Source organism: Blautia sp. AM23-13AC, from assembly GCF_003435675.1.
GTDB classification, from domain to species: domain Bacteria; phylum Bacillota; class Clostridia; order Lachnospirales; family Lachnospiraceae; genus Fusicatenibacter; species Fusicatenibacter saccharivorans.
In genome coordinates, this window is the sequence record NZ_QTUL01000001.1 from 141,333 (window position 1) to 155,529 (window position 14,197).

The 14,197-nt window shown below is 48.6% G+C and carries 16 protein-coding genes; 2 read left to right on the forward strand and 14 right to left on the reverse strand.

Annotation, left to right across the window (positions count from 1 at the left end):
* Window positions 1-42: 42 nt before the first annotated feature.
* From DW642_RS00635 to DW642_RS00655, 5 genes are all read right to left on the reverse strand, one after another.
* A complete protein-coding gene (locus tag DW642_RS00635; RefSeq protein ID WP_022462556.1) occupies window positions 43-336 on the reverse strand; it encodes a YabP/YqfC family sporulation protein in 294 nt (97 codons plus the stop codon).
* 130 nt (window positions 337-466) lie between these two features.
* On the reverse strand, window positions 467-1,183 hold the full coding sequence (locus DW642_RS15940) for a hypothetical protein (protein WP_199596427.1): 717 nt from the start codon (window positions 1,181-1,183) through the stop codon (window positions 467-469).
* A gap of 93 nt (window positions 1,184-1,276) precedes the next feature.
* Complete coding sequence (locus tag DW642_RS00645) at window positions 1,277-1,816, reverse strand: DUF2284 domain-containing protein (protein ID WP_055217961.1); 540 nt, start codon at window positions 1,814-1,816, stop codon at window positions 1,277-1,279.
* Window positions 1,817-1,837: 21 nt separating this feature from the next.
* Window positions 1,838-2,818 carry an alpha/beta fold hydrolase gene (locus DW642_RS00650; protein WP_055267855.1) on the reverse strand — a complete coding sequence of 327 codons (981 nt, stop codon included), beginning with the start codon at window positions 2,816-2,818 and terminating at the stop codon, window positions 1,838-1,840.
* A gap of 7 nt (window positions 2,819-2,825) precedes the next feature.
* The gene (locus tag DW642_RS00655) at window positions 2,826-3,521 is read right to left on the reverse strand and encodes a YjjG family noncanonical pyrimidine nucleotidase (protein ID WP_055217965.1); all 696 of its coding nucleotides are present in this window, start codon (window positions 3,519-3,521) and stop codon (window positions 2,826-2,828) included.
* A 168-nt stretch (window positions 3,522-3,689) separates the two neighbouring features.
* Here DW642_RS00655 and DW642_RS00660 point away from each other — a divergent pair, with 168 nt between their 5' ends.
* The gene (locus DW642_RS00660; RefSeq protein ID WP_055228190.1) at window positions 3,690-3,968 is read left to right on the forward strand and encodes a type II toxin-antitoxin system HicB family antitoxin; all 279 of its coding nucleotides are present in this window, start codon (window positions 3,690-3,692) and stop codon (window positions 3,966-3,968) included.
* Between the two features lie 65 nt (window positions 3,969-4,033).
* On the opposite strand, the gene DW642_RS00665 is transcribed toward DW642_RS00660, so the two are convergent.
* Window positions 4,034-4,729, reverse strand: a complete 696-nt coding sequence (locus tag DW642_RS00665; protein WP_022462562.1) for a DNA alkylation repair protein — start codon at window positions 4,727-4,729, stop codon at window positions 4,034-4,036.
* A gap of 160 nt (window positions 4,730-4,889) precedes the next feature.
* Between DW642_RS00665 and DW642_RS00670 the strand changes: the two genes are divergently transcribed.
* A complete protein-coding gene (locus tag DW642_RS00670; protein ID WP_117508973.1) occupies window positions 4,890-5,351 on the forward strand; it encodes a hypothetical protein in 462 nt (153 codons plus the stop codon).
* 64 nt (window positions 5,352-5,415) lie between these two features.
* Here DW642_RS00670 and DW642_RS00675 read toward each other — a convergent pair whose 3' ends face one another.
* The 8 genes from DW642_RS00675 to DW642_RS00710 form a co-directional block, all read right to left on the reverse strand.
* On the reverse strand, window positions 5,416-6,357 hold the full coding sequence (locus DW642_RS00675) for a GTP-binding protein (protein WP_022462563.1): 942 nt from the start codon (window positions 6,355-6,357) through the stop codon (window positions 5,416-5,418).
* Between the two features lie 57 nt (window positions 6,358-6,414).
* Window positions 6,415-6,912: a pyridoxamine 5'-phosphate oxidase family protein gene (locus tag DW642_RS00680; RefSeq protein WP_022462564.1), complete on the reverse strand. Its 498-nt coding sequence runs from the start codon at window positions 6,910-6,912 to the stop codon at window positions 6,415-6,417.
* A gap of 26 nt (window positions 6,913-6,938) precedes the next feature.
* Window positions 6,939-7,418 carry a 23S rRNA (pseudouridine(1915)-N(3))-methyltransferase RlmH gene (gene rlmH, locus DW642_RS00685; protein ID WP_117508974.1) on the reverse strand — a complete coding sequence of 160 codons (480 nt, stop codon included), beginning with the start codon at window positions 7,416-7,418 and terminating at the stop codon, window positions 6,939-6,941.
* Between the two features lie 105 nt (window positions 7,419-7,523).
* Window positions 7,524-8,918, reverse strand: a complete 1,395-nt coding sequence (gene gltA, locus DW642_RS00690) for an NADPH-dependent glutamate synthase (protein ID WP_022462566.1) — start codon at window positions 8,916-8,918, stop codon at window positions 7,524-7,526.
* The gene (locus tag DW642_RS00695) at window positions 8,918-9,805 is read right to left on the reverse strand and encodes a sulfide/dihydroorotate dehydrogenase-like FAD/NAD-binding protein (protein WP_055217977.1); all 888 of its coding nucleotides are present in this window, start codon (window positions 9,803-9,805) and stop codon (window positions 8,918-8,920) included. The genes gltA and DW642_RS00695 overlap by 1 nt, the downstream gene beginning before the upstream one ends.
* A 123-nt stretch (window positions 9,806-9,928) precedes the next feature.
* Window positions 9,929-12,469, reverse strand: coding sequence for an FtsK/SpoIIIE family DNA translocase (locus tag DW642_RS00700; RefSeq protein ID WP_022462568.1), 2,541 nt, complete (start codon window positions 12,467-12,469; stop codon window positions 9,929-9,931).
* 24 nt (window positions 12,470-12,493) lie between these two features.
* Window positions 12,494-13,360 carry an undecaprenyl-diphosphate phosphatase gene (locus DW642_RS00705; RefSeq protein WP_022462569.1) on the reverse strand — a complete coding sequence of 289 codons (867 nt, stop codon included), beginning with the start codon at window positions 13,358-13,360 and terminating at the stop codon, window positions 12,494-12,496.
* Window positions 13,361-13,481: 121 nt separating this feature from the next.
* Window positions 13,482-14,141, reverse strand: a complete 660-nt coding sequence (locus DW642_RS00710; RefSeq protein ID WP_022462570.1) for a ClpP family protease — start codon at window positions 14,139-14,141, stop codon at window positions 13,482-13,484.
* Between the last annotated feature and the right edge of the window lie 56 nt (window positions 14,142-14,197).

Sequence of the window (14,197 nt, forward strand, 5' to 3'; positions counted from 1 at the left end):
CACACCCCCTTTTCAGCATTGGAATGATTGGAATCATTACACTTATTGAAACGTCACCTGATCGATTCTCCCTTCCACCCGCATCTCCTCCCCGGAATACGAAACAATCCGGATTCCCTCTCCCACAAGGAGCAGCCTGCCGTATTGTGTAAGCACACAGAGGCGGCACGCATTATATTCCAGAATCCTGCGGTAATTTTCAATCTGCACTTCTCTCCCGCCGTAAAACGTCACAACCGGCTCGCCAAAAGCAAGATCTGACGGAACCTGCATCGCCGAAAGCAGCTCCCCGCCCGGCGGATGGAGTGATTTTTTCTGCTTTTTCTTTTTTCGCATCCAAAACCTCCTCCGCTTTGCGGGTCTGCTTTTTGTTCTATCGCTATTTTATGCAGAAAAAAGCACAAAAATACCCCGCAGCCGCTGGGGTTTCCTGCCCGATCAGGCTACGGGGTTTCATTTCTCTTTTTTAAAAACATTTTTTGCAGGGTTCATACCCCTGGGCTTCTGCATTTTCTCTCGTCATCTGATATGCCCGATCCGGATTCATTCTGCCGCAGTTATTTTTGTTATGGTACTTCGATCCGGTCTCTGAAATCCACACGAGCTGTCCGCCATACGGATCCGATTCCTGCGGATCTTCCGTTACCTGCGGTTCTTCGGCAGTCACTGCCGGCTGTGATTCTTCCACTGCCTGCGTTTCAACGGTTTCTTCCGCCGCAGCTTCTATGGTTGGCTCAGGTGTCGGCGTCTCGGTCGGGTCAGCCGTTGGAGTTGGGGTAGCAGTCGGAGTCGGGGTAGCGGTCGGCGTTGGTGTTTCGGTCGGTGTTGCTGTCGGCGTTGGTGTTGATGTTTCAGTCGGGGTCGGCGTCGCTTTTTTCGTCGGCGCTGCCGTAACGCTGACGGAAACAGACTCTGCAGATGCCTTCTGTGTTTCCTTACTGCTGTACGTCACAGGTGTCAGCGCACAGGCGGAAACCAGCAGCAACACAGGAAGCAGCACAGGAAGTGCTTTCGCCACATGAAACCGTTTCTTTATCGTATTCCAGGTAACCGGAAGCAAAAAGATTCCAAGTAGCAGCAGTGACAATGCATATGCCTTCTCCTCTTTCCAGTAACCGGCTCCCGCCAGCATCATCAGAATACCGAACAGATACCTGAGAAAATTTCCTGCCTTTCTCAGCATATTTCATTCCCCCTCTTGTGTATTTTCTGAATTTCTTACAGCGAAATCCTCTACTGTAAATACGTTGAAAAGAATGGAAAATTACATCACAGATTACGATTCTTTATAGAAAATCATGCTGAACCATATGACCATATGCTCGCCGAGGTAATAATCCATCATGTTTTTTTCAATCAGGTTTGCAACAACGATGCCGTGGCTCTCGATGCATGGATGCATCAGTTCAAGATGGCGGCAGCCGCCTCTCGGGTAGGTACATTTATCGCAGAGCTGGCAGGAATCGGAGGAAAGGGCGAAGGTGAGCAGGGTTTTGTCTTTTAAATGCTGCTCGATTTCGCGTGTGATTTTTTCGTGCTCCGATTTTGTTTTTAATGTCTCATCCATATCCATGATGTTGTCCACTTCTGCGATGCTGGAGAAGAACAGAACGTGATCGTAGTTCATGCAACGCTCCTTACAGACTTCAACAGTGCCGACCGCCGGCGGGCAGGACCAGGAGGCTCCGTAGCGGGAGCACTCCTTTTTGCAGATCTGGCGGACCCGGTCATTGAATTCGATGTCCTCCGGTTTTACAAATGCATACTGATAGATAGGAAACTGGGTAATATATTCTTCGATTTCTGTCTGTGTCATTTTGTCATCCCTTCTCTTTTGTTACAGATCTTTTTCCAGAAAAGCAAATACCATATTCCAGTACGTCTGGAGCATGCGCCCTCTGGTTCCAAACAATTCATGCTTTGCGCCCGGTACTTTTACCATTTTTGCCATGCCGGGACGGCGTTCTGCCATTTTCCGGATCATCCGCTCCTGGGCACGGTTGGACACAAGATGATCGTTCTCCGCCTGAAATAAAAGGACAGGAGCCTCGATCCGTTTCCATCCGCTCCGCATCAGATCGCGGTACAGATGTGCGGCGGCATGGAGCCATCCGTAAGAAGCGGCATTTAGGTGATACAGCGGCTCTTTTTCCCGCTTCTGCTGGTAATAGAGAAAGCGCGGACGGGAGAGGGACGAACTTTGTTTAAAACTTTCGATTCCCTGGTATGGTTTCTGTCCTACCACATACTGTGTGCCTCGTTCTGTGGCACAGGCAAAAGCTGCGATCCGTTTTGCATCGGCGAACGGCACTTTTCCGGTCAGCGGACGGATCATCGGCGAACTCAAGACCACTTTCCGGAACAGATGCGGCGCTTTGGCGGCCGCTGCTGCTGCGATTCCGCCGCCCATCGAGTGAGAATAGAGAACGAGCGGAAGACCGCATGCCTCTGCTTTTGCTTTTCGTGCAACAAAGAGCAGATCTTCTACATAACGATGGTAGGAATCGACATAAACAAGCGACGGATCATCCACCAGACGGTAGCTCTTTCCGTGGCCGCAGTGTTCCGGCAGATAAACATGAAAATGCTCTTTGATAAAATAATACACGATCTCTTTATATTTCTCTGCATTTTCCGTAAAACCGTGTGAGATTACAACAACACCTCTCGGGCGGAATGCGCGGTAACGAAGAACATGAATCGGATGACCGCTCTCCCTTTCCCAGTAAAATTCTTCTGCATGAGCGGCGAGGTAAGGCTCCACACCATTCTGCATCCGCTCCGCATAATTTTTTTCCTGTAATACGCGTGTTCTCATTAGCAAATCACCTGCTTTCATCCAGATACGAAAGGATATCCTGAAGATTGTCGATGGTACAGTCCGGTGTAACTTCAATTTTGTTCGGAAGATGATCCGGGTTGTACCAGCAGGTCAGGATTCCTGCATTTTTTCCGCCGCGGATATCACTTGTGAGGGAGTCGCCGACGATCACAACCTCATCCGGTGCATAACTTCCGATTTCGTTCCATACCGCATCAAAAAAAGCCTTCTGCGGCTTGTCCACACCGACCTGTTCCGAGATAAAAACGCCGTCCAGAAGCTGATCAAGCCCGGAAAAGCGGAGTTTACGCTCCTGTGCAACAGTGGTTCCATTTGTTACTGCATACTGTTTTACGGTAGCTTTCAGCTGTTTTACCAGTTCATCTCCGTGATCGCAGAAGAAAGCCTTATCGCCGAGGCGGATCTGATATTCATCATTGAATACCTTTACCTGATCCGTCGGCAGTCCTTCCGATTCAAAAAATTCATGGAATCGTCCAAGCATCACCTGTTCTCTTGTAAGCTCTCCCGTCTCCAGCCGCTCCCAGTAACCGCGGTTGATCACGCTGTAGCGCTGCAGCATTTCGTCCGTGCAGGTTCCCATATGAAACTTGTTGAAACAGTACTCAATTGCATATCGTTCCGACATCTTAAAATTCAGAAGTGTTCCATCGATGTCCCACAAAATTACTTTTATCAAAGAGAAATCCTCCCTTGGTTTCATTTGTATTTTCCAATTATCTGTTTTTCATTCTAGCATAGATTACAAATACGATCAATTGTATTTTAGGCATTGTATCTTTTGAGAAAAAGTGCTACGATAAAAAAGAATTTCCGTGAAAAAGAAAAGGAAGAAGGAAGAAACACTATGAAATTTACTTATCCAGCCGTTTTTCATAAAACCGAACAGGGAACCTACGAAGGTTATTTTCCAGATCTCGCCTGCTGCTATGCAAAAGGGGATACCCTCGACGAGGCGCTGGAAGATGCCATTCACTCCGCCTATGACTGGATCTCTCTGGAACTGACGGAAGAAGAACCTGATTTTCCGCCGGTATCGGATGTGGCAGATCTCGGGAAAAGCGAAGGTGAAATTGCAAGAAATATTGCCGTCAACATCCGGCTTTTTGAGGGATGGGACGAATAAGTTCAAAAAAGAGAAAGAAAACCGTATTGCTGCGATATTCGAAACGCGGCGATACGGTTTTCTTTTTATCTCTTCCAGGTTTTCAGCATCTCTTTTTCTTCTTTGCTGATCCGCAGCGACTCTCTGATTTTCTGAATTGTTTTGTTATGTGTCCAGTCATCGAGACTGTTTTCTTTCAGCAGTTTCTGTGTTTTTTCCGGAAAATGAATATAACAGATCGATACTGCCCAGGCGACGGCCATTTTTACGTAATAGCCATCGTGATGAATCTTTTTCATCTCCTCCAGCACAGCATCGATATACGCTTCGTTGATAAAAAAGTCCAGCAGACACACAACACCAAACCGGATTTCATATTCCCGGCTGCTTTTCAGCCATTTCTGCAGATATCCATACCAATACTCCTGGTCTTTCTTCATAAAATGGCACGTTGCACAGGAGCTGTCACAGATTCCCCAGCTGTTGATCATCGGCACGAAGCGGTCCAGTTCTGCCGTCTGTTCTTCACGGGTCAGCTTTCCGTAGCCGATCATCATTCCGCGGATCAGAAGCTCCTCGTAGACTTCCGGATTAAACTGTTCGGTATAAACTTCATAATGGTCTCTTGCTGTCGCTTTTGCAATCCGTCGCGAAACCGGAATGCGGACACCAAGAATCCGACAGTTCTGTCCCGGAACAAGAGAGCTGTGAAATTCCCGGTATTTTGCATCTATATTGCTTTCCAGTTCTGCCCGAATGGCCTGCATTACTTCCTGTTCCATATGATTCCCCCTCTCTTTTCTTTCTCTTTAAGATGTTTTACACGCTTTTTACAAATGTTTAACCCTGTTATTTCTGCACTTCTGATAAGATAAAATTAAAGTAAACGATAACATCCACCCTGCCAAATGCCAGATCTTTTCCGGCTGAAAGGTGAGTCTTATGAGAAAGAAATATACATTTTTTCAAAATATTCCATTCCTGTGCAAATTTCAGAAGCAGCCAGCCCTTGCAGAAGAAGCGCCAGTTGTTTCCACAACGCTGTCTATTCCGTTTTCCGGACCCGCAGAAAGATCCTTATATTTTACCGAAAACCCGGATTTTACCGCTCCCTCTGCCGGTATCCATTCCCGTCGTTTTCCGGGAAGCCGGATCTTTCTATATTCCAGCGATCCCGAGCACGATCTTGCGGCAGTTCCATCCTCTCTTTTCGATGTGCTGCACCGCTATTTTGCCGTCCATTCACCGGATGATGTCGTTTTATGGAAAGATGGCATTCTCTCCTTCCAGACCATGGAAAATCAGCCGCAGCCGTTGACTGCTCTTTGTACACCGGATGATGCACGGAATTCCAAAATCATTCCGTTCCCCACACTGTCAGAACGGCAGTGCATTTCACAGTAACTGCTATTTAGCCCAACCAGCAGGAGCATGATGGAAAATACCCCTTTCCGTCATGCTCCATTTTTTACTCAATTCCGAGAATTCCACTAATCCGCTCTTTCGAAAGCCCCGCGCCGATTACAATCAGCACTTCCTGGCTCTCCGGCACTGCCTGGAATGTCATCTGTTCCCGCGTCGCATTGATTTCGCTCCACACAGTTTCGCCCGTCTTTACAATTCCTTTGATCCGGAATACATTGCCGCATGATGGATCCGCAAAGATTGCTTCTGCTGCCTTTTTCAGCGCTTCTTCCGTAATCTTCGGCTCCAGAAAGCAAAGCGAATCAAATGTCTGCTGCTCGCCGAAATCCAGCTTCCGGTAATCCTCCGAACGGTAATTGCATTCGGAGAGCATTTTGAAATCATCCTCTGTCAGATCATCCCAGTTTTTCTGTAAAATTTCTGCATCAGAAAACTGTCTTCTGCAGCCTGCCTGCTCGAGCGTGCGGTTCAGATGGGCAATCGTTTCTTCTTTCTTTTCCTCCGAAACATTCTGTACTTTGCTCAGCACGATTTTACCAGCGTTCGCCGCCTCGGAAGCCAGCAGATACTCTTCTTCCTCCGACAGCTTCTCATCGAGCCCGGCATCCAGAATCGTGATGACGCTTCCCGCCTCATACCAGCGGTTCAGCGGCTCGTCATACAGCGTGTCAAAGAACTCATCCACATCGTAAATCCCCGACGGTTCCACGAGAATGCGGTCGTAGCCGCTCATGCCCATCGAGATCAGTTTCGTGCGGAATCGTCTGCGGTGTGTCTCTTTGTCGCATCCGCCGGAAATCATCTCCAGCTCGCACTGATCGCCGCGCAGTTCCTGCAGAAGCAGCATATCCACATTGACTGCCCCAAAATCATTCTCCAGGATGCCGATGTTCTTTCCCTGTGCCATCAGATACTTTGCGTACTGTTTCAAAAAAGTCGTCTTCCCTGAGCCAAGGAAGCCTGTAATCAGATCAATTTTAATCATTTCTGCTGTCCTTTCTGCTTTCTTTTTCCGTCTGCAGCCTGCGGAGCTTCGAACACTCTATTTTCGTCTGCGCTCTTTGCCGGTAAATGTATCGATGTCTATGCGCCATACGGCAACGCGCTCCACCATCTCCGGCAGAAAAGCGATCTTCGCCTCCGGTGCGATATGCGCCATGATTTTTTCCAGGCCTTTCTTCTTTACCTCCGGATCTGTCACCTCCGTGATGGTTCCGTTTCCCATGATACTGCGGTACGCATAGGAATACGCACACGTATAGTCACCTGTAATCACTTCATGGTTGTAATCCATCTCCACCGCCACGCGCGGATCCGCTGCAAATGCAGCCGCCTTCCGCCCTTCTTTTGCCCCATGCAGGTACAGACAGACGTGAAGAGTTCCATCTTCTTCCCGGACATCATATCCATAATTCATCGGCACGATAAACATGCCTTCCTCATCCATCGCCCCGATCCGCACAACCTCGCAGCTTTCCAGAATTTCTCTTAAAATTTCAGGATCTGTAATCTCCCGCTTTTTTAAACGCATTTCACGCATCGCAATCACACCTCTCTTATTCGCAGCTATTTATGATATGGCTCCCCGCAGTTAATGCGGTAGCTCCGGTAAATCTGTTCCAGCAGAATAACCCGCATCAACTGATGCGGAAATGTCATTTTCGAAAAACTGAGCGCATAGTTCGAACGCTTCAGAACTTCCTCGCCAAGCCCTAAGGAACCACCGATCACAAAAATAATATGGCTCGTTCCCTGCACGCCGAGCGTATCTATTTTCTGGGCCAGCTCCTCGGATGTGAGCTGTTTTCCCTTAATTTCCAATGTAATCAGATAAGCGTCATCCCGGATATATTTGAGAAGGCGCTCTGCTTCTTTGTTTTTGATATTTGTCTCTACGGTTTCACTCGCGTTGTCCGGTGTCTTTTCATCCGCCACCTCGATAATTTCCAGCTTTGCATAGCGGCTGAGGCGCTTCGAATACTCGGCAATCGCATCCCGCAGATATTTTTCTTTGATTTTTCCTACTGTCAATACTGTAATTTTCATTCTGTAATCTTAAAACCCTTTCGGATATCTGTCAAAAACACCAAAAGCCATATAGATCACTTCTTGTCCGCGTCTATATGGCTTTTAGTTTAGAAAAGCAATGCCTTATGCATTTTTGCTTTTGATATACTCATCAATTCCTTTAGCTCCGGCTTTTCCGGCACCCATAGCAAGGATAACGGTTGCTGCACCTGTTACAGCGTCACCGCCGGCGTAAACGCCCTCTTTGCTGGTCTTTCCGGTTTCTTCCTCAGCTACGATACATTTTCTTCTGTTGACATCCAGACCGTAGGTGGTGGAAGAAATCAGCGGGTTCGGGGAAGTACCAAGAGACATGATAACTTCGTCTACTTCAATTTCGAACTCAGATCCTGGAATCTCAACCGGTCTTCTTCTTCCGGAAGCGTCCGGCTCGCCAAGTTCCATACGGATGCAGCGGATACCGGTTACCCAGTCTTTGTCGTCGGTCAGAATTTCTACCGGGTTGGTCAGAAGGTCGAAGATGATACCTTCCTCTTTTGCATGATGAACTTCCTCTGCACGGGCCGGAAGCTCTGCCTCAGAACGACGGTAAATAACGTGTACCTCTGCGCCGAGACGAAGTGCGGTTCTTGCAGCGTCCATAGCTACGTTGCCGCCGCCGACTACAGCAACTTTCTTGCCGTGTGCGATCGGGGTATCGTAATCATCGCGGAATGCTTTCATCAGGTTGTTTCTGGTCAGGAACTCGTTTGCGGAGAATACGCCGTTTGCGTTCTCACCCGGGATTCCCATGAACATCGGAAGGCCTGCACCGGAACCGATGAAGACTGCTTCAAATCCTTCGTCTTTTAACAGCTCGTCGATGGTAACGGATTTTCCGATGATAACGTTGGTCTCAATTTTAACACCGAGAGATTTTACGTTCTCGATTTCAGCGGCAACTACTTTGTCTTTCGGAAGACGGAACTCCGGAATACCGTAACTTAATACACCGCCGGCTTTGTGAAGTGCCTCGAAGATGGTTACATCGTAGCCAAGTTTTGCAAGGTCTCCTGCGCAGGTAAGACCTGCAGGGCCGGAACCGATAACCGCGATCTTGTGGCCGTTTTTCTCTGCTGCCGGAACCGGTTTGATACCGTTTTCTTTTGCCCAGTCAGCAACGAAACGCTCCAGTTTGCCGATGGAAACAGCGTCGCCTTTGATTCCGCGGACACATTTGCCCTCGCACTGGCTCTCCTGCGGACATACACGGCCGCAGACTGCCGGGAGTGCACTGGACTCACCGATAATTTTGTATGCTTCCTCGAAGTTTCCCTCTTTTACCTGTGCAATGAATGCCGGAATGTTGATATTAACCGGGCATCCTGTGATACATTTTGCATTTTTACAGCCCAGGCAGCGCTGTGCTTCTTCTACTGCTTCGTCTTTGTTGTATCCAAGACATACCTCGTCAAAATTTGTGGCACGTACCTTCGGCTCCTGCTCACGTACCGGTACTCTGTTTAATCCCTTTGCCATTATTTGTCACCTCCGCACTGGCCGCATCCACCGTGATGGGTTGCGCCTTCCTGGTATCTTAAGAGAGCTCTTCCCTCTTCTGTCTTATACATCTGCTGACGTTTCATAGCCAGGTCGAAGTCTACCAGATGACCGTCAAACTCCGGTCCGTCTACGCAGGCAAATTTTACTTCATTGCCTACCATTAGACGACAGGCACCGCACATACCGGTTCCGTCTACCATGATCGGGTTCATGCTTACAACGGTCGGGATGTTCAGTTCTTTTGTCAGAAGACATACGAATTTCATCATGATCATCGGTCCGATGGCAACACAGACATCATACTGTTTGCCCTGGTTCTGTACAAGGTCGCGGAGTACATCGGTACCCATACCTTTTCTTACGTAAGAACCATCGTCTGTGGTTATGTACAGATTGCTGACAGCAGACATTTCTTTCTCGAGAATAACGAGATCTTTTGTCTTTGCTCCGACAATGGCGTCAGCAGTGATTCCATGCTCATGCAGCCATTTTAACTGCGGGTAAACCGGTGCAGTTCCAACACCGCCGGCTACGAATACGATCCGTTTTTTCTTCAGTTCTTCGATATCTTCGCTGCAGAACTCGGACGGCTGCCCCAGAGGTCCTACGAAATCCATGAAAGCATCTCCCGCTTTGAGATCTTTCATTTTTTTGGTAGATTCTCCGATCGGCATGAATACGATGGTGATAGTTCCTGCTTCTCTATCGTAATCACAAATGGTCAGAGGAATTCTTTCTCCTTCTTCATCTGCCTTGACAATAACAAACTGTCCAGGGAGGCAGTGCTGTGCTACTCGCGGTGCTTCTACTACCATACGGTAGATATTATTCGCGAGCATTTCCGCTTCTTGAATCTTGTACATAATATCCTCCTAATCTTGTTAGAAATATTTTAACAAAAGCACGACTTGGATTTTCGCGCATTTTATGTTAATACTTTATCACGTTTCCGGTTATTTGTAAACAACGGACAACATCTTTTCCCATCATCCGTGTTCCTCCAGATAATTTTCGAACTGTTCCATGGACATCAGAACTTTTCTCGGCTTGGTTCCTTCCTCCGGTCCTACGACACCGGCATCCGCGAGCTGGTCCATGATTCTGGCCGCGCGGTTGAAACCGATTTTCAGCACTCTCTGGAGCATGCCGATCGATGCCTTATCTTTTTCGATGATAAATTTTCCGGCTTCCACGAAGTAATTATCGCGGTTATCTCCGCCGCCTGCGGCAGAACCGCCATCCAGGCTTACGGTGTGAATCCGTTTTTCGATATCCGGATCATAAGCGTTCTCGCCGTAGTGATCTTTTAAGTAGGCAACGACATCGCTGACCTCTTTATCCGAAACAAAGGATCCCTGCAGACGGGCCGGTTTCTGGTAATCCTGCGGCTTGTAGAGCATATCGCCTTTTCCAAGCAGTTTTTCCGCACCTCCCATGTCGAGGATCGTACGGGAATCTACGCTGGAAGAAACCGAGAATGCAATACGGGACGGCATATTTGCCTTGATAAGACCAGTGATGACATTGACGGAAGGTCTCTGTGTTGCAATAATCAGATGGATGCCGGCCGCACGGGCAAGCTGTGCCAGACGGCAGATCGCATCCTCCACTTCTCCCGGCGCAACCATCATCAGGTCGGCAAGCTCATCCACGATAATGACGATCTGCGGCAGTTTTTCCGGTTTTTTGCCGTTTTCATCCGGCGGCAGCTCGGCAACTTTTGCATTGTAGCCTTTCATATCGCGCACGTTGAATTCCGCAAATTTGTTATAACGGTCTGTCATCTCCGCAACCGCCCAGTTCAGAGCTCCGGAAGCCTTTTTCGGGTCTGTGACAACAGGAATAAAAAGGTGCGGAATGCCGTTATAAACAGAAAGCTCAACGACCTTCGGGTCGATCATGATCAGTTTGACGTCTTCCGGTTTTGCCTTATAAATAATACTCATAATCAGTGTGTTGATGCAGACCGATTTACCGGAACCGGTCGCACCGGCGATCAGAAGATGAGGCATTTTCGCGATATCTGCGATGACCGGCTGACCGGCGATGTCTTTTCCGACAGCAAAGGCCAGATTCGAAGAAAAGTTCTTAAACTCCGGTGTTTCAAGAAGATCACGCAGCATCACGGCCGTGTTCGTCTTATTTGGAACCTCGATTCCGACTGCGGATTTTCCCGGGATCGGTGCCTCAATGCGGACATCTGCTGCTGCAAGACTCAGCTTGATATCGTCGGTCAATCCGACAATCCGGCTTACTTTCACGCCCTGTTCCGGCATCAGCTCATACCGTGTGACGGTCGGTCCGCAGCTTACGTTATTGACTGTAACTTTGACACCGAAGCTGTCCAGCGTCTCCTCCAGTTTCCGCGCTACTTCCCGCAAATGCGCATCGGAATCGCCCATGGCACCGCGCATCCCTTTTTTCAGAAGATTCATCGGCGGTGTTTTGTACTCCGGCCGCTTTTCCTCTGCTTTTTTCCCGATTTCCTGACGAATGCCGTCTATATCCGCCTCGATCTCTTCACAGGAAGACCGCGGATTTCTCGTATGATCCGCAGACGTTTTCTCTTTTTTCGCCTCTTCTGCAGCTTGCCGTGTCATCTCCGGTCCTGTCTTTTCCGGCTCTTCAGCCGGCACAGAACCACGGTGAATCGAAAGCTCCGGCATCTCCATCTGATGGGTATCGTCGTTTTCGTTTAAATCAGCCTTCGATTCCACATGAGAAAGAAGGCGGGATTTCTTTTTCTTCCCGGCTTTTTTCGGTTCCTCCACTGGCTCAAGAATCAGCTCTTTTCCTTCCTCTTCCTCCATCGCAGCTTGGCGCGCCAGACGCTCCTGGCGGCGCTCCTCCGCCATCCGGCGGTGGTCATTCGTCTTTTCATGGATCGGCGCGAGAATCGGCTTCTGCGTCATCACGATCACGGAAATCACGATGGCGATCACAATAATCACCCACGCACCGATCTGGCCGAATCCCATGCCGAGAATTTTCACGACAGACCCTCCTAAGATTCCTCCGCCGAGATGATCGTAGGCGCTGTCAAAATAGTAATCCAGAAATGTCGTATCTCTCGTATAGCCGGACGCCAGAAGCTGCATAAAAGCGCAGAAAAAGACGAAGCAGCTGATCGCTCCCCCGGTTTTCCGCACAATTAAAAAGTTCTGTCTGTTTGCTATGTAAAATGCTGTTCCAAAGAAGATCAGAACCGGTGCTGCCCACTCTGTCACGCCGAAAAGGCCGAAAAAGAAGTCGCAGACAGCCTGTCCGATCACGCCGCCCATACCGAAATTACTGAGCATCAGCAGAATCGAAACAGCAAGCACGGAAAGCAGAATAATTTCTGCGCGCACTCCCTCGTCCATCGGCTCACGGACTGTGTTTTTCCTTGTGCCGGAGGTACGTTTTGCGGTACTGCTCTTTTTCGCCGTTGTTTTTCTGGCCGTTGTTTGGGTCTGTTTCTTTTTTGCTGTTCCGGAAGCAGAAGTTTTTTTCTTTGTCTTCCCGCTTCCCTTTGTTGTATTTGCCATGCAGAACTTCTCCCCTTTCTCGTATTACAGCAGAAAATATCCTGCAATGGAGAATGTCCCGACAAGAAGACAGTACAAAGCAAAATATTTCAGTTTCCGTTTTTTCACCACACGCATCAGAATGCGGATCGTAAAGTAACCGGCAAGTGCCGCCATGAAAACGCCGACCAGATATACCGGATGAAAAACAATTTTATTTTTTCCCATGGTCGCAATTTCAACGATCGTTGCCCCGATAATCGCCGGAACACTCACAATCAGAGAGTATTTCACAGCGTACGAACGGGTCATGCCGCCGATCACACACGCAGAAATAGTCGAACCAAGACGGGAAAGACCCGGAATCGTGGAAAAGCCTTGGAAGAATCCGGCAATCAGTGCATCTTTCGGCTTCAAATTTTTCTGCGTTTTTTCTCCCTCCGGAAGCATATCTGCCACCACAAGCAGAATCGCCGTCAGATACAGACCAACGCCAGGTGCCAGCAGATTCGAGGAGGTCAGTGTGACAAGGCTCTGAATCATGCCGCCGATTACAGCAGTCGGGATGGTGGTCAGAATCAGCAGGAAAGCAAGCATACGGTAGTTGCTGCCGAGTACCTTCCGGTACTGCTTTCTCTCCTGATGCTGACTGGAAAAGTGTTCCTTTAAATTATGAAACAGATCGATTATGATTCCGCACAGCGCGAGGAAGAGACGTTTCCATTCCTTCGAAAATGTGAGCAGAATTGCAATCATGGAGCCAAAGTGCAAAAGCACATTGAAAAACACCGTCTGCGTATCTTCGATCTTCATAAAGTGACGGAAGATAATCAGATGTGCGGAGCTGCTGATCGGCAGGAATTCCGTGATTCCCTGGATCAGGCCCAGAAATAAAGCTTCTATTACTGTCATTTTTTTATCCTGTTCCCTTATTTTTCTCTTTTGTGAAAGTCCGGACAAAACTTCCGTTCGAATTTTCACAGCGAACTCATTCTAACACAAAATCCCCTGAAACACAAGCCGCGCCGTGAAGTCAATTTTCTGTCCCTGCTGCCTTTTTCATCAGCTCATTCAGCTTTTCGAGCGCGCGGGCAATGCCGCCGACCTCGTCGATCAGGCCTTCTTCCACTGCCTGCGGGCCGTCCAGCATTGTTCCGACATCCTTGACCAGCATTTTCGTATCGAGCATCAGCTCCTCGAGCCGTTCCTTGGTGATTTTAGAATGGGCCGATACAAAACCTGTGATCCGATCCTGCGTCTTTTCCATATTACGGTACGTCTGTGCAACACCGATGAACATGCCGTTTGTACGCACCGGGTGAATGACCATGGTGGCACTCGGCACGATCAGCGAATAGTCTGCTGCAACGGCGAGCGGGACACCGATCGAATGACCACCCCCTAAAACGAGCGATACCGCAGGCTTTCGCATGGACGCAATCATCTCTGCAATTGCAAGACCGGCCTCCACATCTCCGCCTACGGTATTCAGGAGAATCAGAAGACCATCAATACTTTTGTCCTCCTCGGCACGGGCAAGAGCAGGGAGAATGTGCTCATAGCGCGTCGCTTTCGTGCGCTCGCCGAGTGATTCATGCCCCTCCACCTCGCCGATGATGGACAGCAGATAAATGTTGGTCTTCAGTTCTACAATATTTTCTTTTTCTGTCTGGTTTTTCTGTGATTCTGCCATACGGATTTCCTCTTTTCTGCTATTCCAAAATAGCTTCATCAGTATGCGCAGATTCT